Source organism: Rheinheimera riviphila (assembly GCF_004005945.1).
Classification (GTDB): domain Bacteria; phylum Pseudomonadota; class Gammaproteobacteria; order Enterobacterales; family Alteromonadaceae; genus Pararheinheimera; species Pararheinheimera riviphila.
On the sequence record NZ_SACS01000001.1, the window covers coordinates 345,893 to 367,236 of the forward strand.

General features: G+C 49.1%; 22 protein-coding genes and 1 riboswitch. Of the genes, 5 read left to right on the plus strand and 17 right to left on the minus strand.

The annotated features are described in order from the left end of the window. Position 1 precedes the first annotated feature (1 nt). From EOE67_RS01470 to EOE67_RS01505, 8 genes are all read right to left on the minus strand, one after another. Positions 2-355: a Na+/H+ antiporter subunit G gene (locus EOE67_RS01470; RefSeq protein ID WP_127697273.1), complete on the minus strand. Its 354-nt coding sequence runs from the start codon at positions 353-355 to the stop codon at positions 2-4. A gap of 15 nt (positions 356-370) precedes the next feature. Then, positions 371-640: a K+/H+ antiporter subunit F gene (locus EOE67_RS01475; protein WP_127697274.1), complete on the minus strand. Its 270-nt coding sequence runs from the start codon at positions 638-640 to the stop codon at positions 371-373. Next, positions 634-1,161: a Na+/H+ antiporter subunit E gene (locus tag EOE67_RS01480; protein ID WP_127697275.1), complete on the minus strand. Its 528-nt coding sequence runs from the start codon at positions 1,159-1,161 to the stop codon at positions 634-636. The genes EOE67_RS01475 and EOE67_RS01480 overlap by 7 nt, the downstream gene beginning before the upstream one ends. Beyond that, positions 1,161-2,663, minus strand: coding sequence for a monovalent cation/H+ antiporter subunit D (locus EOE67_RS01485; RefSeq protein ID WP_127697276.1), 1,503 nt, complete (start codon positions 2,661-2,663; stop codon positions 1,161-1,163). Before EOE67_RS01485 ends, EOE67_RS01480 begins: the two co-directional genes overlap by 1 nt. Further along, positions 2,660-3,004, minus strand: a complete 345-nt coding sequence (locus EOE67_RS01490) for a Na+/H+ antiporter subunit C (protein ID WP_127697457.1) — start codon at positions 3,002-3,004, stop codon at positions 2,660-2,662. Before EOE67_RS01490 ends, EOE67_RS01485 begins: the two co-directional genes overlap by 4 nt. Then, on the minus strand, positions 3,004-5,811 hold the full coding sequence (locus EOE67_RS01495; RefSeq protein WP_127697458.1) for a monovalent cation/H+ antiporter subunit A: 2,808 nt from the start codon (positions 5,809-5,811) through the stop codon (positions 3,004-3,006). Before EOE67_RS01495 ends, EOE67_RS01490 begins: the two co-directional genes overlap by 1 nt. A gap of 202 nt (positions 5,812-6,013) precedes the next feature. After that, a complete protein-coding gene (gene nhaB / locus EOE67_RS01500; RefSeq protein WP_127697277.1) occupies positions 6,014-7,594 on the minus strand; it encodes a sodium/proton antiporter NhaB in 1,581 nt (526 codons plus the stop codon). A gap of 357 nt (positions 7,595-7,951) precedes the next feature. Beyond that, positions 7,952-10,078, minus strand: a complete 2,127-nt coding sequence (locus EOE67_RS01505) for a S9 family peptidase (RefSeq protein ID WP_240652669.1) — start codon at positions 10,076-10,078, stop codon at positions 7,952-7,954. Between the two features lie 211 nt (positions 10,079-10,289). On the opposite strand from EOE67_RS01505, the gene EOE67_RS01510 reads away from it, so the two are divergent. Next, entirely contained in the window at positions 10,290-10,472 is a 183-nt protein-coding gene (locus EOE67_RS01510) for a helix-turn-helix domain-containing protein (protein ID WP_068068185.1), read from the plus strand. 44 nt (positions 10,473-10,516) lie between these two features. On the opposite strand, the gene EOE67_RS01515 is transcribed toward EOE67_RS01510, so the two are convergent. Genes EOE67_RS01515 through EOE67_RS01530 form a run of 4 tightly spaced genes read right to left on the minus strand, consistent with a single transcriptional unit; the run spans position 10,517 to position 14,354 of the window. Beyond that, positions 10,517-11,401: a phosphotransferase family protein gene (locus tag EOE67_RS01515; RefSeq protein WP_127697278.1), complete on the minus strand. Its 885-nt coding sequence runs from the start codon at positions 11,399-11,401 to the stop codon at positions 10,517-10,519. Further along, on the minus strand, positions 11,341-11,982 hold the full coding sequence (gene pnuC / locus EOE67_RS01520) for a nicotinamide riboside transporter PnuC (RefSeq protein ID WP_127697279.1): 642 nt from the start codon (positions 11,980-11,982) through the stop codon (positions 11,341-11,343). The genes EOE67_RS01515 and pnuC overlap by 61 nt, the downstream gene beginning before the upstream one ends. Beyond that, complete coding sequence (locus EOE67_RS01525; protein WP_127697280.1) at positions 11,979-12,227, minus strand: hypothetical protein; 249 nt, start codon at positions 12,225-12,227, stop codon at positions 11,979-11,981. The genes pnuC and EOE67_RS01525 overlap by 4 nt, the downstream gene beginning before the upstream one ends. Positions 12,228-12,236: 9 nt before the next feature. Then, on the minus strand, positions 12,237-14,354 hold the full coding sequence (locus EOE67_RS01530; protein ID WP_127697281.1) for a TonB-dependent receptor: 2,118 nt from the start codon (positions 14,352-14,354) through the stop codon (positions 12,237-12,239). Positions 14,355-14,398: 44 nt separating this feature from the next. Then, positions 14,399-14,495: riboswitch (TPP riboswitch) on the minus strand. Positions 14,496-14,658: 163 nt separating this feature from the next. On the opposite strand from EOE67_RS01530, the gene EOE67_RS01535 reads away from it, so the two are divergent. Together EOE67_RS01535 and EOE67_RS01540 are read left to right on the plus strand one after the other, a co-directional pair. Next, positions 14,659-14,988, plus strand: coding sequence for a hypothetical protein (locus EOE67_RS01535; protein WP_127697282.1), 330 nt, complete (start codon positions 14,659-14,661; stop codon positions 14,986-14,988). 152 nt (positions 14,989-15,140) lie between these two features. Beyond that, positions 15,141-16,784, plus strand: coding sequence for a BamA/TamA family outer membrane protein (locus EOE67_RS01540; RefSeq protein ID WP_127697283.1), 1,644 nt, complete (start codon positions 15,141-15,143; stop codon positions 16,782-16,784). A gap of 32 nt (positions 16,785-16,816) precedes the next feature. Here the strand turns inward: EOE67_RS01540 and mutM are convergent, their stop codons facing one another. The 5 genes from mutM to radC form a co-directional block, all read right to left on the minus strand. Continuing rightward, positions 16,817-17,626: a bifunctional DNA-formamidopyrimidine glycosylase/DNA-(apurinic or apyrimidinic site) lyase gene (gene mutM, locus EOE67_RS01545; RefSeq protein WP_127697284.1), complete on the minus strand. Its 810-nt coding sequence runs from the start codon at positions 17,624-17,626 to the stop codon at positions 16,817-16,819. After that, positions 17,626-18,123: a hypothetical protein gene (locus EOE67_RS01550; protein ID WP_127697285.1), complete on the minus strand. Its 498-nt coding sequence runs from the start codon at positions 18,121-18,123 to the stop codon at positions 17,626-17,628. Before EOE67_RS01550 ends, mutM begins: the two co-directional genes overlap by 1 nt. 209 nt (positions 18,124-18,332) lie before the next feature. Then, on the minus strand, positions 18,333-18,488 hold the full coding sequence (gene rpmG, locus EOE67_RS01555) for a 50S ribosomal protein L33 (RefSeq protein WP_068067767.1): 156 nt from the start codon (positions 18,486-18,488) through the stop codon (positions 18,333-18,335). 10 nt (positions 18,489-18,498) lie between these two features. Continuing rightward, positions 18,499-18,735, minus strand: a complete 237-nt coding sequence (gene rpmB, locus EOE67_RS01560) for a 50S ribosomal protein L28 (protein ID WP_068067773.1) — start codon at positions 18,733-18,735, stop codon at positions 18,499-18,501. A gap of 169 nt (positions 18,736-18,904) precedes the next feature. After that, positions 18,905-19,579: a RadC family protein gene (gene radC, locus EOE67_RS01565; RefSeq protein ID WP_127697286.1), complete on the minus strand. Its 675-nt coding sequence runs from the start codon at positions 19,577-19,579 to the stop codon at positions 18,905-18,907. A gap of 68 nt (positions 19,580-19,647) precedes the next feature. On the opposite strand from radC, the gene coaBC reads away from it, so the two are divergent. Then, positions 19,648-20,901, plus strand: coding sequence for a bifunctional phosphopantothenoylcysteine decarboxylase/phosphopantothenate--cysteine ligase CoaBC (gene coaBC / locus EOE67_RS01570; RefSeq protein WP_127697287.1), 1,254 nt, complete (start codon positions 19,648-19,650; stop codon positions 20,899-20,901). Next, on the plus strand, positions 20,885-21,343 hold the full coding sequence (dut, locus tag EOE67_RS01575; RefSeq protein WP_127697288.1) for a dUTP diphosphatase: 459 nt from the start codon (positions 20,885-20,887) through the stop codon (positions 21,341-21,343). Before coaBC ends, dut begins: the two co-directional genes overlap by 17 nt. Position 21,344 lies beyond the last annotated feature (1 nt).

Below are 21,344 nucleotides of genomic sequence, written 5' to 3' on the forward strand. Positions count from 1 at the left end.
CTTATGGCGCAGGTTTTTTGCCAGAGACCTGCATTAAATGCTGATTTTTGGTCACTTCAAGCGCTGCCACTTTCTGATGCATGCCCGCTTTAATCAGCATATAGGCGGTGACCGGCGCTGTGATAAACAAAAACAACGCAATCAGTAACTGCTGCAGACTTAACTCATTTTGGACAAAGTTAAAAAATATCATCGAAGCCAGCACTAAACTGCCGAGGCCAAGCGTCGTTGCTTTGGTAGGCCCATGCAGCCTGGTATAAAAATCCGGTAACTTCACCAGTGCCACAGAGCCCAACAGCACAAAAATCGCCCCAAGCAGCACCAGCACTGCAATCAACCATTCGATCCCGCTCATGCTTTGTCTCCGCCCTTATTCAATGATATCGCCACGCGACATAAATTTGCACACCGCCACCGTACTGACAAATCCCAGCATCGCAATCAGCAGCGCCGCTTCAAAATGTAAATTGCTGGCACCGTAAATACCGTAACACAGCAATAAAGCGATGCTGTTAATGTACATGGTGTCCAAAGCCAATAACCGGTCCGGCATGCTGGAGCCGCGTAATAAGCTCCACAAATTCAGCAGTAAACTCAGGCCAATCAATAACATCGCCACCAACACAATTTGCGTTAACATCCGAACATCTCCTGTAACGGTTGCTCATAACGTTGTTTAATTTCCTGGATAAGCGCAGCCTCATCGCTCAAATCAAGCACATGGATCAGCAGGAAACGCTCACCGACATCTTCATCCGGATCATGTTGATAAGGCAAGATTTCGGCGCTGACGGTGCCGGGCGTCAGCGACACCGTGCACGCCAGAATAGACAACGGTAAAGCTCCACGTAACTCAAGCGGAACCATTACAAAGCCAGGCCTGAGCAGCCGGTTAGGCCCCAGCACAATCCGGATCACCTGCACATTAGCCAGCACAATATCGCCAAGCACTTTCAGCAAATACCAAAATGCTAATCGCCACTGGATAAAAGGTGTTTGCTTGTCCCGAAAACTGGCCGTGATTAAAGGGATCGCCAAAGCCAATATGGTTGCTGCCAGCAGATGCACCGGCGCGACACTGTTGTTTAACAACAGCCACACCACAAATAACATCACGCTGCGGGCCGGGGTTGGGATGAGTTTGTGAGTCCAGCTTGCCATCAATGGTTACCTCCTGCAGTGATCGCAACCAGCGGCATCTCTAGCTGCTGCGCTGTCGCCAGACAAAAATGCATCACCGCATCCCCAAAAATCACCAGCAAAGGGCTACACAGCAGTAAGCCGACCACAGCACCAAGCTGCATGTGCCCAACGCTTTCAGCGCCAGCCTGTTGCCGGTTCAGACGCCAGAACAAAGTACTACCGGCGCGGGTTAATGCGATGAGTACCAATAGGCTGCTGCACAATAGCACCGACCAGAGCGCGACTTTATCAGCAGTCCCGGTCGCCGCTTGTAATAACCAGATTTTGCCAACAAAACCCGATAACGGCGGCATGCCAACGACCGCCAAAGCCGCCACAATAAATAAAGTCCCGAGCAACAGCGGTTGTTGCAACGGCCTGCCCGAGACCAGACGATCCGCGACGGTTCCCCGCTGCTGTGCAATGACATCTGCCAGTAAAAACAGCGCTGCCGCAATCAACGTTGAGTGCAGGCAATAATAAAGGACCGCTGCGATTGCAGGCACAGTGCCAATCGCCAGCACACTGATTAAACTGCCAACCGACACCAGCACCAGATAGGCCACCAGTTTTTTCAGACTTTGCGCCGCCACCACGCCAATCGCGGCCAGAAGCAAAGTTGCCAAACCTGCCAGCCACAGAAGTTGCTGACCAAAATCATGCAGTGGCGTGCCGGGATCAGCAAACAAGGTGCCAAACACCCGCAACAAACAATAAACGCCAATTTTGGTCATCACCGCAAACATCGCCGCCACTGCCGGTGCTGCTGATGAATAAGCCGAAGGTAACCAGAAATGTAGCGGTAAAACGGCGGCTTTCAGACCAAACACCAGCAATAACATACCGGCGGCAGCCTTCACTAACAACAGCTGTGACGGCTCCAGCTGACTGATCCGCAGCGCCATATCGGCGATGTTTAAAGTACCAAGCACTGCGTACAACAAGGCCAGCGCCAGTAAAAATACCGCAGAACCGGCTAAATTCAGCAACACATAATGTAAACCAGCCCGTGCCCTGGCTTTGCCACCACCATGCATTAACAAGCCATAAGACGAAATCAGCAGCACTTCAAAAAACACAAACAGGTTAAATAAATCGCCGGTCAGAAAAGCCCCGTTGATCCCCATCAGCAAAAAATGCAGTAGCGGGTGATAAAATGCGCCCAGACCATCTTCGCCGCCCAGACTAAACAACCAGGCTGCCAGCGCCAGCACCGCCGCCAGCAGCACAAACATCGCCGCCAGCCGGTCGTGCACCAGCACAATGCCAAAAGGTTGTGGCCAATTGCCTAATAAGTAAAAACTGCTGGCTCCGGTCGAGCTTTCGACCAGCCCCAACACACTGATCACCAGCAATAACAGCAAACCCGCACCGCTAAACCAGCGCTGGCGCGATAACTTCGCCTGAAAAGGTGGTAGTAACAACAGCGCCGCGCTCAGCAATGGCACTAAGATAGGAAGAATGGGCAGATGTTGCATCATGCGCTGTCCTCCTGTGATTTGCCGCTGTTGCCGTCGACATGGTCATTGCCCAGATCCGCCCGGGCGCGAATGGCCAGGATCACCAGAAAAGCGGTCATCGCAAAACCAATCACAATTGCAGTCAATACCAAGGCTTGCGGTAGCGGATCGCTGTAAATGTCAGAACGCCCCAACACCGCACCTTTACCGGCAGTTAAACCGCCACTGACAAAAATAAACAGATTCACCGCATAGGACAACATAGTTAAGCCCAGCATCACCGCAAAAGTACGGGCCCGCAGCAGCATCAGCACGCCACAAGCGGTTAAGACGCCAATCACAATCGACATCAACAGTTCCATCATGATGGTTCCTTCTGCACGGGATTATGCACCGGGCGGTAGCGGGTAGTGATTTTGCCAAGGTTGGCCAAAATCAGCAGGCTGGCGCCGACCACGGTTAAATACACCCCTAAATCAAAAGCAATGGCGCTGGCCAGCTCAATTTGCCCAATCAGCGGCAGCTCAAAATAATCAAACCAGGACGTCAGGAACGGCCGGTCGAACAGCCAGCTGGCGAGACCCGTGACCGTCGCCAGTAAAATACCAACGGCAATTAAGGTGGAATACTCCACTTTCAGCCTCGGCTTGACCCAATCCACGCCCTTGGCCACGTACTGTAAAATCATCGCTACCGCGGTGATCAGGCCTGCGACAAAACCGCCACCCGGTAAATTGTGGCCACGGAAAAAGATATACACCGACACTATCAACGCCAGCGGCAACAACGCCTGTGAAATCACCGCTAACAGCAATGGATGGCGATCTTTGGACCACAACCGCCCTTCGCCATCGGCGCTTGCCATAAACCGCGGAATGCCGGTCAGTAATTTCAGAATACCCAGCGCCGCAATGCCAAGCACGGTGATTTCGCCCAAGGTGTCAAAACCACGGAAATCAACCAGGATCACATTCACCACATTGGTACCGCCACCACCAGATTTAGCGTTTTGCAGGAAATAGCTGGAAATGGAAGCTGCATCATGGGTCATCATGGCGTAAGCCAGGCTACCGACCACCACCCCAATGGCTGACGCCAGCGTAAAATCACGCACCAAATGCCCGGAGCTCGATTGTTTCACTGACTTATGCGGCAAGAAATACAGCGCCAGCATCAACAGCACCACCGTCACCACTTCGACCGAGAGCTGCGTTAACGCCAGATCCGGTGCCGAAAAGCGCACAAACGCCAGACTGACCATCAAGCCAACCACAGAGATCATCACCAGCGCCAACAACCGTTGTCGTACCAGCAATACGGTTGCCACAGCCGCCACCAACAGCAAAATAGCGCCAACGACGACCATGGCGTCGAATGGCAAAGCCGCACGTTGGCCACGTAGTTGTTGCAGCTCTAACAAAGGCGCACCAGCCAAAGCCAGCAAGGCTAGTAATAACAATAAGATGTAACGCTGAAATGACCCGTTTTCGATTTTTTCAATACTATGGCGACAGCGCCGCACCAGCCGCTGAATAAAAGCCTCAAACCGGTAAATGGCTTTGGTTTCATTAAACCCTGCCTGAAACATAAACAAAGCTTTGCGGTTGATATATAACAGAATGCCACCGACCAAAGCCACCACACTCATCAGCAACGGCACATTGAAACCATGCCAAATCGCCAGACTATAAGCCGGTGGCGGCGCCGCCAGTACCGCTACTGCGGCTTGTTGTAGCAAACTGCCAATGATCAGTTCCGGGAACACCCCAACCAGCACACAAAGCGCCACCAGAATTTCCATTGGCACCCGCATATACCGCGGTGGTTCGTGGGGAGTTTTGGTCAGCCCAATCGGCTGGCCATTAAAAAATACATCGTGAATAAAACGCGCTGAATAAGCGACCGCAAATATCGCCGCCACCGTCGCCAGCACCGGGATCAGCCAACTTAACGAACCCAGCACACCTTGATGCAGGGTTTGGGTAAAGAACATTTCTTTGGATAAAAATCCGTTGAGTAAAGGAACCCCAGCCATCGACGCAGAAGCGACCATCGCGAGTGTGGCGGTGACCGGCATAAAACCCCATAAACCGTTGATCTTTCGCATATCCCGCGAGCCGGTTTCATGGTCAATAATGCCGGCGGTCATAAACAAAGACGCTTTAAAAATGGCATGGTTGATGATGTGAAAAATCGCAGCAACCGCGGCGAGATCGGTATCCAGCCCTAATAGCAGCGTGATTAAACCTAAATGCGAAATGGTGGAATAGGCCAGTAAACCTTTAATATCGTGTTGGAACAACGCAAAATACGCGCCGACCAACAAGGTGGATAAACCCGTCAGGGTGACGGTTAAAAACCATAACTCGGTCCCCGACAACAACGGATACAACCGCGCCAACAGAAAAATCCCGGCTTTGACCATCGTCGCTGAATGCAAATAAGCACTAACCGGCGTGGGTGCAGCCATGGCATTAGGCAACCAAAAATGAAATGGAAACTGCGCCGATTTGGTAAAAGCACCCAGCAACACCAGCAATAACACCACCGGATAAACTGCGTGCTGCTGCAATGTCGCTGTTTGCGGGAGTATTTCAGATAACTCGTAACTGCCTAAAATCTGACCGATCAGCAAAATACCAGCCAGTAGTGCCAAACCACCGGCCGCCGTGACCGTTAACGCCATCCGCGCGCCTTTGCGGGCGTCCGGCTGATGCGACCAATAGCTAATCAGTAAAAACGAACTGATACTGGTCAGTTCCCAGAAAAACCACATCTGCAACAAATTACCGGACAACACAATGCCCAGCATCGCCAGCATAAACAGCAGCAAAAAGGCGTAAAAACGCGGCATCGAATCCCGTGCTGACAAATAATAACGGGCGTACAAAATAACCAGTAGACCAATGCCGAGGATCAGTAACGTGAATAACAGCGACAGTCCATCCAGTTGCAAACTGAAATTCAGACCTAGTAGCGGTAACCACGTAAAACCATAACGAATGACTTCACCGGCCAGCACAGCAGGGATCAGCGGCACCAATAACGCCAGCGCCAACGCCGGAAACAACGCAACAGCCAACGCCTGATAACTACGCGACCAGGGCCTGGCAGCTAACGCCATCAGGCAGCCAAATAACGGCATTAACAAGATCCAAAACAAGGTCATCACAAATTTGGTTCCTCTGTACTGTGAACCTTGGGCACTGTTCAGCGGTTCAATGGATGGTAGCGGTTGATGAATCATTTAATAGATCAGGATCAACCCTGAATACAGCAGAAAATTATATGGCCTTTGTTAGGTTGGTTTTAAACCTCTTAACCGATAGACAGGGCGTTTTACAGGATAAAACGCCCGGCTATCGCCATTTTTAATGGCCGACGCTGCCAGCAGCACCTGGCACATAATGTTCAATCCAGCCCATTTGATACAACCATTGGGTCGCTTCCGGCAGTACCACAGCCGTACAGAACAAACCAACAATGGTTAACACGATAGTGTATGGCAACGCCATCCACACCATTTTGACATAAGACAATCTGATCAACGGCGCCAGAGCACTGGTTAACAAAAACAGAAATGCCGCTTGCCCATTGGGCGTCGCCACGCTTGGCAAATTAGTCCCGGTGTTAATGGCAATCGCCAGTAACTCAAATTGCTCCCGTGAGATTTTTCCTGCTTCCCAGGCGGCTTTGACTTCGTTGATATAAACCGTACCCACAAATACGTTGTCACTGACCGTCGACAACAAGCCATTTGCCAGAAATAACACGGCCAATTGCTGTTGACCGTCAAAGGTCAGTACCCAGCTAATCACCGGCGTAAACAAATGCTGGTCGATAATCACCGCAACCACAGCGAAAAAAACCACCAGTAACGCGGTAAACGGCAACGCTTCTTTAAAAGCATTGCCAATTGCATGCTCGTCAGTGACCCCACAAAAGGTGGTGGCCAGCACAATCACCATCAGACCAATTAAACCGACAGACGCGATATGCAGGCTCAGACACAGGATCAGCAGCACGGCAATAATACCTTGCACCCATAACTTCGCTACATCATTGGTGGTCAGTTTGGCAGTTTGATAGTTGTCATAGGCAATTAACACATCCTGCACGGCCTCAGGAAGTTTGATACCAAAATCAAACAGCTTAAATTTTTCAACTGCCACTGTCGTGAGTAAGCCGGCAATCAGCACCGGAGCAGACACTGCAGCCATCCGTAAAGCAAATTCAGCAAAGTCCCAACCAACTGCAGCAGCGATAATCAGGTTTTGTGGCTCGCCAACCATCGTCGACACCCCGCCCAAAGCAGTACCAACCCCGGCATGCATCAACAAATTACGTAAAAATCCGCGAAATGCGTCTAAATCGCTGCGCGACAGTTCAGCAACTTCGTTGTCTGCGCTGGGGTCATGTTGATCAACAAAACCTTTACCGGACGAAATTTTATGGTAAATCGCATAAAAGCCAACCACCACCGCAATAATCACCGCGACAACGGTTAAGGCATCCAAAAAAGCGGATAAAAATGCCGACATAAAGGCAAATGCCAGCGAAATGCCAATTTTAGAGCGTACCCTGATCAGTAATTTAGTGAATACAAACAACAGCAAGTCTTTGACGAAGTGAATACCGGCCACCATAAACACCAGCAGCAAAATAACCTCAACATTGACCGTTACTTCGTGCATTACTTTTGCGGTACTTGTCATTCCCATCGCAATTGCCTGCAGCGTTATTAATCCGCCGGGTTGCAGTGGGTAACATTTTAATGCCATCGCCAGCGTAAAAATGAACTCAATTACTAATAACCATCCAGCGAGATAAGGCTGATTAATAAAGACAATTGGATTGATAAACAAAAACGCGATGATGGTCAGTTTGTACCAATTTGGTGACTGTCCAAGGAAATTTGTATAAATGGCGAGCGCCATGCCTGATGCTTTCATACCTTGTACCCACAGTTTTTATTATCGAATAATCGGCGTGCAGAAGCAGTTCTGACCGTTCAAAGATAGCGTACCTTCACAAAAGTGTATGAGTTTGATCAGCGTAAAAAATGAAAACACGCCAAAAAATGCTATCTATGTCAGGTTCTTATACCGAGTCGAAAACAAATTGTCTATGTTAGGTCGATGAAGATTTTGCTTTAAACCGTTAAACAACTGGAAAACACGGCAGATTTCCATGGCTGGAATAAATGGGTTGCTGGCAACTGTAAAACTGCTGTTGCCAGCCTGAAAATTCTACTGGTGAAGCGGATTTAAGAACGCAAATCCGCTCGACCAGCAGTGATTGAAGGGGCGTTACTTTTGATTAAGGAGCGACAACACAAAGGCATACTCGTCAGCGACTTCAATCATCCGCGAGAAACGACCTGATTTACCGCCATGACCGGCTTCCATATTGGTTCTGAACAACAGTGGGTTTTTATCGGTTTTATGAGTCCGCAGCTTGGCAACCCATTTCGCCGGCTCAAAGTACTGCACTTGTGAATCGTGCAGACCGGTCGTCACCAGAATGGCCGGATAACTTTGTTTTTTCACCTGATCATAAGGCGAATAGGACAACATATAGTCGTAATACTGCTTTTGCTTCGGATTGCCCCACTCGTCAAATTCGTTGGTGGTCAGCGGGATAGACTCGTCCAGCATGGTGGTTACCACATCCACAAAAGGTACATGCGCCGCCAGACCACGGTATTTTTCCGGCGCCATATTGGCAATCGCACCCATCAGCAAACCACCGGCACTACCGCCCATCGCAAACACTTTATCTTGAGCGGCGTATTTTTCTGCCACCAGATAATCAGTCACTGCGATAAAATCGGTGAAGGTATTAATTTTTTTCAGTAACTTGCCATTTTCGTACCAATCGCGGCCCATTTCCTGTCCACCACGGATGTGGGCAATAGCGTAGACAAAACCACGGTCAACCAGCGACAACACGCTGGAGCGGAACGATGGACTGGTCGAGCTACCGTAAGAGCCGTAGGCATATTGATAAAGTGGTGCAGTACCGTCTTTTTTCAGGCCTTTTTTGTACAGCAGGCTGACCGGAATTTTGGTGCCGTCCGCGGCAGTCGCCCACAGTCGTTCGGTTTGATATTGCGTTTTATCAAAACCACCTAACACTTGCTGCTCTTTCAGTAAGCGTTTTTCACCGGTTTGCATATGCACTTCATAAATAGAAGGCGGCGTGGTTAACGAGGTATAGCTATAGCGCAGCCAAGCGGTGTTTTGCTGCGGATTATTGTCCGTTCTTGCGACATAAGCCGGTTCATCTGAGGCCAGATATTGGGCTTTGCTTAAGTCACGCCACGGCATGATCCGGACCCGGTTTAAACCATCGCTGACTTCATTAATCGCCAGATAGTCGGTAAACAACTGAAATGAATCAATAAACACTTTCGGGTCGTGCGCCAGCAACGGCTGCCAACGGCTCCGATCACCAATCTCGTTGTCTTTGACGCTCATCAAACGGAAATTCGGTGCTTGCCAGTCGGTTTTGATGATCCAGCGATCGCCCAAATGGTCGACTTCATATTTAAAATCACGCTGACGCGGCGCAATAGACGCAAATTTACCGCTTTTATCTGAGCTTTTCAGCACCAGCATTTCGTTGGACACGGTGCTACCAAGCCAAATCAGCACATATTGATTGTCGTCGGTATTGCCAACGCCCATATAAAAACTGGTGTCTTTTTCTTCGTACAATAATTCGCTGCTAGCGACGTCTTTACCCAAGGTATGGCGAAGGACTTTATTGCCGAGCAGCGTTTGTTTATCTTTTTCGATAAAAAACAGCTGTTTGCTGTCAGCCGACCAGGCGATCGATGAATCAATACCGCTCAGCACGTCAGGTAAGTCTTTGCCGGTACGTAAATCACGGATTTTCACATTGTAGTTACGACGACCGGTGGTATCTTCGGCATAAGCCAGTAGTTGCTGATCCGGGCTCACCTGATAATTGGCAACCTGATAAAAATCTTTGCCAGCCGCCATTTTGTTCACATCAAGCATAATCTGCTCGGCGCCACCTTTGGCAGGTTTACGGGCATAAATCGGGTACTGTTGACCGGTTTCAAAACGACTGTAGTAGGAATAGTCGCCTTTGACCGCAGGCACTGTGCTGTCATCCTGTTTAATCCGGCCGATGATTTCGTCTGCCAGTTGTTTACTCAATGCCTGATATTGATCGGCATATTGCTGATAATACTTATTTTCTGCATTCAGGTAAGACAAGACTTCCGGCGCCTCGCGTTTATCGTCCCGCAGCCAGTAGTACGGGTCCTGCCGGTCACCGTTGGCAGATTTAACGGTGTAAGGTTTCATCTCGGCAATAGGTGCCGCGCCTTGTGGTGCCGCAGCGAGCTGTAAACTACTGAGCATCAGAATGCTGCAGCTTAAAGTTGGAATTATTTTGGTCATCATGGATTCTCTTCAACATTGCTTCATGTGATTATTGCTTTAAAGACATCAAAAGTTAACATAGCTAAAACACTTCAACCAGTGGTGTGCGACAGATGCGCGAGAATAAGCTGCTGTCGCCGCAAGATGTTTTTCAGTGCAATCCGGCAAAGCTATTCACAAAAGCAAATATTTAGGCTTATATTATAAAGCTCAATAACGTAGAGACATGATCATGGCATTAATGACAGTAACTGAAGTCGCCACTTTTCTGGCCATTCAGGACATCCGGGTAGAACGGCTGGCACGTGAAAATCTGCTGGTTGCCGCAGGTAAAGACGACAATGGCAAACCAATGTTTGATGAAGAAGACGTAAAACGCTACAAGATTCTGGCCGAACGGTTAGGCGGGATTTAGTTAATTTCCCCAAAATCATTGATGCTGTGGCGCGATTCACAGCGTCAAGGATGAAGGGGAAAAGGCGGCAGCAACAGCTGCCGCAGTTTGTCCCTTGCTCGTTGTGCTTTTGCTGCACCATTGGGCAGATTTTTGTACCACAACCAACAAAAACCACTGTAAATCTGCTTCGCCAGCTGCAGCTTTTCCAGCAATGCAGCAGTCGCTTGCTCGCGATGTTCCAGATAATACAACAGCATTTTACTTTCTTCGCTGCGGCTCATTCCCAAATTAATTGATAACGCTGCCAAATCAAAACTACTGTCCGCCAGCTGACAATACTCAAAATCAATCAGCCACAATTTTTGCTGTTGCAGCAGAATATTGCCGCTATGTAAGTCCATATGACATAACACAATATCTTGTGGCAGCCTGACAAATTCCTCTGCGGCAGCCAATAAACGTTGCCAATCAGCATGATCACCCTCAGTCCATGACGCCGCTGGAATATCTGCTTTCAGCTGCTGCAGATACAACACCGCGTCCAGCACCGGCGTTTGCACTTTTAAGCGGTGTAAACTCACCAGCTTATTAATCAGTTGCCACAACTCACCATGATGCAACTGCCAGTCAAAATGTCGGCTATGGGTCAAAAACTCGCTGATCAGCATCCGCTGATGATTATTCAGGCACAAAGGCGCCGGGGCCACATCTACGGCTGCAGCTGCGTGCTGACAACGTAGTTCCTGCTGCCGGCAGACACCTTCGACAAAAGGCGCATAGTGACGCAGCAAATAATGCCCGCGCTGGGTATGAATATAATAATTATCGTTGGTACTGCTGGCCGCCAGCTTTTGCAAAGCCAGCGGCTGATGATTGGCAAAAAACTCTAGCCGCTGACACAGATGCCAGATTTGTTGCTCTGTTGAAGTTGATAACTGCTGCGCCATGCCAGATACCCCACCGCGGCTATCACGGTATAAATCACAAAAAGTGCACTGAAGAAATACAGATCTTTTTGCAGATACATATAAATCGACGCTGCATCAATCACCACCCAGTACAACCAGTTTGACAGTACTTTTTTCGCCACTAACCAGGTGCTGACCACAGCAAAACAACTGATTTGTGAACCTAAATAAGCAAAATCGGTCTCCGTGTAGGTATCCATCAGATACCCCATCACCAAGCCGATGGTACCGGTCGCAGCAATGAGTTTCAGATGTGGCATCCAACCCCATTCGTTGACGATTTGCGGCACGCCGTGGCTTTGTTTGGTTAACCGTTGCCAGTTCAGCCAACCATAAATCGCCATACCGGCATAATACAACTGCAATAGCGCATCGGTAAACAGCTGAGATTGCAGCATAATTTGCAAGGTTAATACGGTACTGACAAAAGCTGCCGGCCAGCACCATAAACTATGGCGAATGGCCAGTACGGTGTAGGACAACGCCATTAACGTTGCCATCAACTCCAGACTGGTCTGCAATTGCCAGCCATTGACAATACCACTCAGCAACTCCGTCATGGCCGTAAGTCACCATGAATAAACTTCACCACAAACACCACTTTGCCATAACGCTCAAACGACCAGCGGATGCAATGCTGTAATGCCTGCATCACCGCATCATATTCGCCAAACACCTGGGTGCTCATGGTATTGGTCAATACGGTTAAGCCAGGCTGCAGATTCAGCTCCTCGATAAATCCCAGGATCGGCGGAATATACTCGGTCGACAGCGGATACTTACTGATTTCAATCGATAGTTGCATACTCACCTCTTAAAACTGATAGCTGGCGCTCACACCGATACGGCGCGGCTCACCAAATTGCTCGTACACGTGGTCTTCATATCCATCCCGTGGGTCGTTAGCAAAATAGAAACCACGCACGCCATAGTCTTCATTCAGCGCGTTGCGGCTCCAAACGGCTACTTCCAGCTGCTCCAGCTGATAACTGACCTTCAGATTCAGCAAATTCATATTGTCAGAGCGGGCCTGGTGCGAGTCTGAGTAATAATACGCGGCTTTATGTTGAACCCCACCATGCACTGTTAGTGCGTCTGTCGCCAGCCATTCCAGCGCCAGACTGAATTGTTGTTGTGGCGCATGTGCTTGTTCACGGCCGGTCATATCAACACCTTTGTCATTCACAAAGTCGCGAATTTCGCTGTGCAGCACGCTGGCGTTGGCAAATAACACCAGCGCCGGGTTAACTTGCAGGCGGTTTTCCATTTCCAGACCGTAGTTGCGGCCACTACCGGCATTGGCCAGAAACCCGATAAACTTGGTGCCACGGTTGATCCAGGAATTCACCTGCATATCATCACGCCACATATAAAAGGCGGCAACGCGACTCACCAATTGCTGTTCTGCCGTCGAGGCTTTGACGCCAAATTCGGTATTCCACAGCGCTTCCGGACCAAAAGTTGGCCGTTGCTGCAGCTGCGCCGCGATATCGGCAAATTCCGGATCCAAAGCTTTGGCCAGCGCTTCACCGTTGACACCACCCACTTTATAACCGCGTGACGCCAGACCGTAAATCAGCGCTTGTGGCGTCAGCTGATAATCCAGGCTGAGTTTACCGCCCCACATCCAGTCGTCGCCATGCTGTACGATCAAGTTCGAATCCTGATAGTCATCGTTGTAACGCTCAGCCCGGACGCCAGCAGTTAAAGTTACATCTGTGGCAAGTTGCTGCTGATATTCGCCATACCAGGCCAGATTCGTGCGCTTTAACTCACTTTGAAACATCGATACGGTCTTGGCAAAATTATCGGCATAGTTGCGGGTGAGATCAGTGTGCTGCGCACTGGCGTAAAAGCCCGATACCCAACTGCCGTCTTTTGCCAGCCAACGCTGGTCAAAGCTCTGGGATTTCCGGTCACGTAAATATTGGTCAGTGGTGGAATAGGCCCATGGATGGATAATTTGAAAACTCCAGTCTTCATCAAAACCATAATCAGATTTGGCGTCCAGCAAGCTCAGCTGGGTGTGTGAATCAGCGACAGTCCAACCGGTATAACTGGCCTTGAAGGCGCCTGCTTTAATATCTTGTTGGTCCTGACCTGGTTGGTCTGACAGCGTGACCCGATTGCGATCCAGCGAAAACGCATCGTAGCCGTTGTCGATATCGTGCCAGTTCAACAACACATCCAGCGTCAGCGTATCGGAAGCTATCACACGCACTTTGCCATGCAGATGGGTTTCATCGATATTGTTGGTGTCTTTACGCTTTAGATAATCGTTCCGGATAAAGCCGTCGGAAGATTGATGCTCGGCGGCAATACGATAGGCGACGGTGTCCGAAATTTTGTCGTTGTGGACCAGGCTCAGTTGGCTGCTGTGATAGTTGGCAAGGGTCGCTGCAAGCTTGGTTTCCCGTTCAAACTGTGGGTCTTGCGACACAAAATTCAGCATGCCCGCCATAGCATTAGCGCCAAAACGGGTCGCTTCCGGGCCACGGAACACTTCCAGTTGCTGTAAATCCAGCAGTGAAGGCAAACCCAATACTGAATAATCGATGCCATCGACCAATAACCCAACCGACGGATTAATAGTATCGACAAATTCACTACGCTCACCAATGCCCCGAACCTGCAGATGACGCCCGCGCGAAGCACCGGCAGCGAAATTCACGTTGCCAATTTGCTGAAGTAAATCATCAAGATGCTGCGACGCCTGACGTTTAGCGTCTTGTTCAGAAACGACAGCCAGGCTGCCGGACATTTGCTGCACCGAACTTTGGCGGAAATCACCTTTGATAGAGATGCGTTCAATGACTGTGCTGTTGTCTGTCGCGTCTACTACATCAGCAATAACAGGAAAAGCCAGGGCACCGTTGATCGATAAAGCAAAAGCGGGGATTGATAAAGCAAGAACGGCAGGTTTTAAACGCATCGACAGACGACTCCAAATTTGATTGAAGGATCATCCGCGTATAAGGAAGTCAAAGACACCATCCCTCCGCCGGCATGATCCGGATCAGGTTCTTAGGGTTCGCCTTGCGGCATCTCAGCTTTCGCACCCCTTGGTTGAGCGCGGCAGTGTAGCGGCTTTTGTCGCGGGTCGCAACTATGGGTCGACCACCGGAAACCTGAGTTGGTGCGCCACAGTTGCGTCCAGCAGAAACTGGCGCGACTCTGAAAATCAGCTAACTTTAACGAACCACTGTTCAGGCCTGCACGATAAGAAAAGGATTAATATGACAAAAAGCTTTTTTATATTCATAGCTTTGGGACTTTTAACAAGCCATACAGTGCTGGCCGAAAGTGCAGATGAAGTGATTTATTCGACGGAAGGGTATTGCGTCTTGGGTAATGAAGGGGTTTCGGAAGATTACCTCAAAGCGTATGCAAAGAAGTTAGGTACCACACCTTCAGCGCGCGTTTGCCATAGTTTTAAAGAAATAGTTGCTGAGGCCCGGCCAAAAGATTGGGACTATCCGGAAGGACGAGCGTACCCTGGCAGTGTGGTCATCTTAAGCCAATCGCAGGTGACCTTGTTGAAATCGCTGAAAAAGACCGAACAATGATGTAGTTACATGCCGTGGCTGCAATGGCAGGCGGCAGGAACTCCCACTCAACAATGTTATGACTGAATATAATTGTCCGAGGTGTATATGGCACTGATATGCCACTGATATGATAGCCTTTTAGTAGACGCAGTTTCAGAGGATGAAGTCTGATGTTACAGAAAAAATCCACACTCATGTTCATATTTGGTACCACCGCAATGCTGTCAGGTCCGAGTCTGGCTGAGACTGGCTGTGTTGCAGTCGCTCCCCAACAGCCATTACCAGCATCATCTTCAGCACGCACGATCAGCAAAATAAACTTTATCCGCCATGATATTTTTGATTTAAGTCATCCGCAGACGGTCTGGTTTCATCGGTTTGCCAATGAATATCATGTGATCACCACCGAACCGACCATCCGCGATGACGTACTTTTTCGTGAAGGCGAACCCCTGGATTTAGCCGTGCTGGCTGAAACTGAACGCTTGCTGCGCAGCAGGCGTTATCTGCGCCAGGCAGAAGTTCAGGTGACAGAGTATTGTGAAAGTAATCAAAGTGTTGTGGTAACAGTAAGCACCTGGGACAACTGGTCGTTGTTACCAAAAATCTCACTAGGCCACGAAGGTGGTGAAACCAAATCAAATATCGGCTTTGCTGAAGACAACCTGCTTGGCACCGGTAATCAACTGCAGGCCGAATATTTCAACGACAGCGAGCGGGACGGCTATCAGCTCAGGTTCTTATCGCCCAATATCGGCGGTAGTCACTGGCAAACTGCGGTGCAATACGCTGACAACTCAGACGGTGAAAGTTATCAGTTTCAGCTGAATAAGCCCTTTTACCGGATCAGCTCAGATTGGGCATTCAATTTTGAACTATCTAAAGAAATCAAAGACATCAGTGAGTATGAACTTGGTGATGAATACAATGAATATCGCAGCAATCGCGATTATGCCGAAGTCAGCGGTGGCTGGAAAATCAGTCATTATGACAATCAGGTGCAACATCTGAATGTTGGGGTGACGCTGGATGATCATCATTTCTTAGCCAACGATGACTCAACCCGGCCGCAACCGGCAGACCGTGATTTATCGCAGATTTGGCTGGGATGGGACTGGTTTCAGTCTGACTACCAGAAAATGTTCAATTTTTTCCAGTTTAATAAAGTAGAAGACATTAACTTTGGCTGGCAAGCCAGCATCCGGCTGGGTAAGTTAAATCAAGGCCTTGGAGCTTACACCACCGGCTGGAACCTGCAGGCCACGCTGGCCAAAAACTGGCAGTTAACACCATCCAGCTGGCTGACTTATCGCAGCGAATATCACCAATTAGAAGGCAAAGCACTCGCCAGCCAACAGCTGTTCAGTAATCAATTACGGCATATTTATCACCTGACAGATCATCAGGTCTGGATCAGCCAGTTCCAATGGAATGTCGGAAAAAACTTGTTCCGCGACCAACGAATTACCATCGGCGGAGATGATGGCATGCGCGCTTTTCCTCTTTATTATCAAACAGGTAATAAATCGGCTATTGCCTCAACTGAATATCGTTACATCACGTCCTGGCATTTGTACCAATTGGTGGATGTTGCCTTAGCCGCATTCGTGGATGCCGGCCGCGCCTGGGATAACCCAGATCGCACAACACCTATCGATAACGATACCTTATATGGGTACGGTGTTGGCGTCAGGTTGTTACCAAGCCACGCCAGCCGCGGCAGTATCATCAGTATTGATTTGTCTAAACCCGTCACGGATAACCCGGAACTGTCGGGTTGGCGCTGGCGGCTGATTGCCAAACGGGATTTCTGATGGCTGCGGGGATGGCCGCCCAAACGGGGCAGCTATCGCTGACAGGTCGGGCAAAAGACCGTACTGCGTTGGCCGAGTCTTAATTCGGTAAGCGTCGTCCCGCATTGCAGGCACGGTTGACCACCGCGGCCGTACACCAGCAATTCTTGTTTAAAGTAACCAGGTTTGCCGTCAACCTGGCTGAAGTCTTTTAAAGTGGTGCCACCTTGGGCGATAGCGCTGGCCAGTGTTTGTTTGACCACCGCAACCAACACATCACATTGCGCCAACGTCAGCTCTTTGGCCGGTTTTGTCGGCAAAATCGCTGCTTTAAACAAGGCTTCATTGGCATAAATGTTCCCCACGCCAACCACCACATGGTTATCCATCAACACCAGTTTGACCGCGGCACTGCGTTTTTTAAAATTCTGCTGTAAATGTTCAGCGGTAAATTCAACTGTTAATGGTTCAGGCCCAAGTGATACCAGCATCGGGTGAATTTCACCTTTAGCCTGCCATAACACAGCGCCAAAGCGGCGGGTGTCATTCAGTCGTAATAAGGTTTGATTGTCCAGCAGCCAGTCGATGTGATCGTGCTTGCCAGGAGGCGTGTGCGCTGGCAGCATTTTCAGATTTCCGGACATGCCTAAATGGATCAAAATATCGCCGGCTGGTAAATGCAGCAGCAGGTATTTCGCCCGTCTTGAAACACCAAGCAGCGGTTGATCACGAAGTGCGATGATTTCATCAGGCACCAGCCAACGTAATTGCCGTTGCCGCACCACGACTTGTTGTAAACGACGATGCTGCAAGTGAGGGGTGATGCCGAGTCTGGAAACTTCTACTTCTGGTAATTCTGGCATCAGGGCCTCTGTTTTTCAGTTGTGTGACTTAGTGACGCAGGGATCAGTTGGTCTGCCTGTGATGTAGTCACTTGGAATATGTCGACAAAACCTTGTTTTTTAAGATAAAAATCTCTGCCATTTTGATAAAGCGCCCATTGCGACACGTTGGTATCGCCAGCGAGCAGCACGGCCACTTTTCGAATTGGCTGAGGTGAAAGTTCGATCTGTTGTGGCCAGGGTTTTAATTCGGTTTGTTGCCACAAATCCGCTAATTCGGCTGGATTGATCCGATCGTCCACCACCGGCTGAAAACGCCAGACCGGACCTGCCTGCTGTAAATCAGTGCGATCAAATTGCAACTGCACCAGCACATAACCATCCGGCACCAATTTAAAAGACTGCAAATGCTGCTGCCGTAATGTCATCAAGTGTTTTGGCGCAAAATAAAACAACAACAGCATCGCTAACACGCTGTAAATGATTACATTATTCCAACCACGCCGACTTAGTGCCATGATAAATACCCAAAATTGCATGCCGTTGCAGTGTAATTCATTGCGCCAAAATCAACTAGCGACGTTCTTTGAAGTTTTGAAGTTTTGAAGTTTTGAAGTTTTGAAGTTTTGAAGTTTTGAAGTTTTGAAGTTTTGAAGTTTTGAAGTTTTGAAGTTTTGAAGGCGTTATAAACACAAAACCCGGCAGTTGCCGGGTTTTGCTTATTCGATTACTTGATTTTCGCTTCTTTGAAAATCACGTGCTTACGCACTTTAGGATCGAACTTTTTGATTTCCATCTTTTCTGGCATGGTGCGCTTGTTTTTATCAGTAGTATAAAAAAAGCCAGTGCCAGCAGTAGAAACTAAACGAATTTTATCGCGCATTTTCTAATCCTTAAACCTTTTGACCTTGCTTACGCAGATCTGCTAAAACTGCATCGATACCATTTTTATCGATGATACGCATAGCGCGCGTAGTTAAGCGCAGAGATACGAAACGGTTTTCGCTTTCAACCCAGAAACGGTGAGTTTGCAGGTTAGGCAGGAAACGGCGCTTTGTTGCGTTGTTGGCGTGTGAACGACGGTTACCTACCATCGGACCTTTACCAGTAATTTGGCATACTCTAGACATGTCGGTGTTTCTCCAAAAATTACATCAGCTCGAGCTATATTCATTCTTCCGGCCAAGAAGAATGCCCCGGATTTCTGAAAGGGCGCAATTTATACACGATCAGCAGGCAAAACTCAAGGCTATTCTAGTCTGGTTTCGCGCAAAAAATGCATGCGATCCTCACAGATCATTAAAGCCAGCCGCGTTCCGCAAAGGAAATCACCTCTGCGTCGCCAACCACAAAATGATCTAGCAACTTAATGTCGACTAAAGCCATGGCTTGAGAAAGACGTTCAGTGATAGCGCGGTCAGCGCGACTCGGCTCAGCAACTCCGGATGGATGATTGTGAGCCAAAATAACGGCGGCGGCATTATGCGCTAAAGCGCTTTGAACTACAATACGCGGATACACTGGCGACGCATCAATTGTGCCGTAAAATAACGGCTCGGCTTTGATCAGCCGGTGTTGGCTGTCTAAATACAACAACATAAAGACTTCACGCTGTTCCATGCCAATACTGTATTGCAGATAATTTTTTACCAAACCAGGTTCGGTAAAGACGGTTTCGCGCTGCAAATTCTCATATAAACAGCGTCGACACAGCTCCAACACCGCCTGAGTTCGCACATATCGGGCCAAACCCAAACCCCTGCAACTACAAAATTTCTGCCGGCTAGCGGCAAAAAGTTGTTTTAAGCTGCCAAATTCACCCAATAATTCCCGTGCCAGGCCCACAGCATCTAACCCGGCGATGCCATTGCCAAGGAATACCGCCAGTAACTCGGAATCAGATAAAGCCGTGGCGCCACGCGCCAGTAATTTTTCCCGCGGCCTGTCAGCTTCCGGCCATTGTTTGATGTTCATGACGCTCGTCCTTGAGTTCTACTTCATGTTATCTTATTGCCACGAATTTCAGGCTCGGTTTTCCCGTTATGACCTCTGTGACTCCTTCCCTGCCGCTGCAGGGCAAAAATATTCTGCTTGGTATCAGCGGCGGTATTGCTGCATATAAAGCAGCGGATTTAGTCCGCCGTTTAAAAGAGCGTGGTGCCGAGGTGCGGGTGATTCTGACCCCGGCCGCAGCTGAATTTATTACGCCTTTGACGTTACAAGCCCTTTCCGGCAATCCGGTTGGCCAGTCTTTATTAGACCCTGCCGCAGAAGCGGCAATGGGCCATATCGAATTGGCGCGTTGGGCCGATTTTATTCTGGTCGCTCCGGCATCTGCCGATGTGATTGCCCGGATTGCTCACGGCATGGCCAACGATTTACTGACCACCTGTATTCTAGCCGCCAGCGCGCCACTGGCCGTTGCACCTGCTATGAATCAGCAGATGTATAAAAACATAGCTACTCAAAATAATTTAGCAACCTTAAAATCACATAAAATTCACATTTATGGCCCAGCAGCAGGTGATCAAGCCTGTGGTGATGTTGGTATGGGACGGATGTTTGAGCCACTGCAGTTGGCCGAGTTGCTGGTTGAGCACTTTCAAACAACGGGCAGTACACCAGCTAAACCACTGACAGGCTTAAAGTTTGTGATCACTGCTGGCCCAACCCGCGAAGCCATTGATCCGGTGCGTTACATCAGCAACCATAGCTCCGGCAAAATGGGTTATGCGCTGGCTGCTGCTGCTGCAAAATTGGGTGCAGAAGTTACATTGATTAGTGGCCCGGTGCAGCTGACAACACCAACCGGAGTTAGCCGGATTGATGTCGCAAGCGCCATCGAGATGCAACAAGCCGCGTTAACCGCAGCTCAAACACATGATATTTTTATCGGTTGTGCCGCGGTAGCGGATTATCGGATGGCGGAAGTAGCGCCACAGAAACTGAAAAAGACCGCAGATAATGATGTGCTGACACTGCAGCTGGTGAAAAATCCGGACATTATCGCAAGCATCGCCGCCTTAACGTCACATCGCCCATATACAGTGGGATTCGCCGCCGAAACAGAACAAGTTGCACAGTATGCGCAGCAAAAATTACTGAATAAAAACTTAGACTTAATTTGTGCCAATGATGTCTCGGTAGCTGGACAAGGCTTTAACAGCGAGCAAAATGCCCTGACTGTTTATGGTCCTCAGTTTGAACAAGCGCTGCCACTGCAAGACAAAAACACCCTGGCACAGGCCCTGATCACTTTGATTGTTGAGCAATACCAAAATGAAAAAAAACATTGAACTGAAAATTCTCGACCCACGCATCGGCACTGAATATCCGTTGCCAGCCTATGCCACGCCAGGTTCTGCCGGCCTGGATTTACGGGCTTTGTTAGATGCGCCGCTGGAATTAAAACCGGGCGAAACCTTTTTGATCCCAACCGGCATCGCTATTCATATTGGTGACCCAAACCTGTGTGCCACAATTCTGCCGCGCTCTGGCCTTGGCCATAAACACGGTATTGTGCTGGGTAATTTAGTCGGTTTAATTGACTCGGATTATCAGGGGCAATTGATGGTTTCAACCTGGAACCGTGGCAATGACAGCTTTACTATTCAACCTGGTGATCGCATTGCGCAGCTGGTGTTTATGCCAGTAGTGCAGGCCGATTTTAGTCTGGTACTGGATTTTGACCAAAGCGAACGTGGCGAAGGTGGTTTTGGCCATTCAGGTCATCACTAAG

What these genes read in the sequence shown, in the direction of transcription:
- coaBC (WP_127697287.1), top strand. Translation starts at nt 19,648, where the DNA reads ATGACCTCTGTGACTCCTTCCCTGCCGCTGCAGGGCAAAAATATTCTG.
- mutM (WP_127697284.1), bottom strand. Translation starts at nt 17,626, where the DNA reads ATGCCAGAATTACCAGAAGTAGAAGTTTCCAGACTCGGCATCACCCCT.
- EOE67_RS01525 (WP_127697280.1), bottom strand. Translation starts at nt 12,227, where the DNA reads ATGCAACTATCGATTGAAATCAGTAAGTATCCGCTGTCGACCGAGTAT.
- rpmG (WP_068067767.1), bottom strand. Translation starts at nt 18,488, where the DNA reads ATGCGCGATAAAATTCGTTTAGTTTCTACTGCTGGCACTGGCTTTTTT.
- EOE67_RS01510 (WP_068068185.1), top strand. Translation starts at nt 10,290, where the DNA reads ATGGCATTAATGACAGTAACTGAAGTCGCCACTTTTCTGGCCATTCAG.
- EOE67_RS01535 (WP_127697282.1), top strand. Translation starts at nt 14,659, where the DNA reads ATGACAAAAAGCTTTTTTATATTCATAGCTTTGGGACTTTTAACAAGC.
- EOE67_RS01485 (WP_127697276.1), bottom strand. Translation starts at nt 2,663, where the DNA reads ATGATGCAACATCTGCCCATTCTTCCTATCTTAGTGCCATTGCTGAGC.
- pnuC (WP_127697279.1), bottom strand. Translation starts at nt 11,982, where the DNA reads ATGACGGAGTTGCTGAGTGGTATTGTCAATGGCTGGCAATTGCAGACC.
- EOE67_RS01480 (WP_127697275.1), bottom strand. Translation starts at nt 1,161, where the DNA reads ATGGCAAGCTGGACTCACAAACTCATCCCAACCCCGGCCCGCAGCGTG.
- EOE67_RS01470 (WP_127697273.1), bottom strand. Translation starts at nt 355, where the DNA reads ATGAGCGGGATCGAATGGTTGATTGCAGTGCTGGTGCTGCTTGGGGCG.
- EOE67_RS01495 (WP_127697458.1), bottom strand. Translation starts at nt 5,811, where the DNA reads ATGACCTTGTTTTGGATCTTGTTAATGCCGTTATTTGGCTGCCTGATG.
- EOE67_RS01505 (WP_240652669.1), bottom strand. Translation starts at nt 10,078, where the DNA reads ATGATGACCAAAATAATTCCAACTTTAAGCTGCAGCATTCTGATGCTC.
- EOE67_RS01515 (WP_127697278.1), bottom strand. Translation starts at nt 11,401, where the DNA reads ATGGCGCAGCAGTTATCAACTTCAACAGAGCAACAAATCTGGCATCTG.
- rpmB (WP_068067773.1), bottom strand. Translation starts at nt 18,735, where the DNA reads ATGTCTAGAGTATGCCAAATTACTGGTAAAGGTCCGATGGTAGGTAAC.
- radC (WP_127697286.1), bottom strand. Translation starts at nt 19,579, where the DNA reads ATGAACATCAAACAATGGCCGGAAGCTGACAGGCCGCGGGAAAAATTA.
- nhaB (WP_127697277.1), bottom strand. Translation starts at nt 7,594, where the DNA reads ATGAAAGCATCAGGCATGGCGCTCGCCATTTATACAAATTTCCTTGGA.
- EOE67_RS01550 (WP_127697285.1), bottom strand. Translation starts at nt 18,123, where the DNA reads ATGGCACTAAGTCGGCGTGGTTGGAATAATGTAATCATTTACAGCGTG.
- EOE67_RS01490 (WP_127697457.1), bottom strand. Translation starts at nt 3,004, where the DNA reads ATGGAACTGTTGATGTCGATTGTGATTGGCGTCTTAACCGCTTGTGGC.
- EOE67_RS01475 (WP_127697274.1), bottom strand. Translation starts at nt 640, where the DNA reads ATGTTAACGCAAATTGTGTTGGTGGCGATGTTATTGATTGGCCTGAGT.
- EOE67_RS01530 (WP_127697281.1), bottom strand. Translation starts at nt 14,354, where the DNA reads ATGCGTTTAAAACCTGCCGTTCTTGCTTTATCAATCCCCGCTTTTGCT.
- EOE67_RS01540 (WP_127697283.1), top strand. Translation starts at nt 15,141, where the DNA reads ATGTTACAGAAAAAATCCACACTCATGTTCATATTTGGTACCACCGCA.
- dut (WP_127697288.1), top strand. Translation starts at nt 20,885, where the DNA reads ATGAAAAAAAACATTGAACTGAAAATTCTCGACCCACGCATCGGCACT.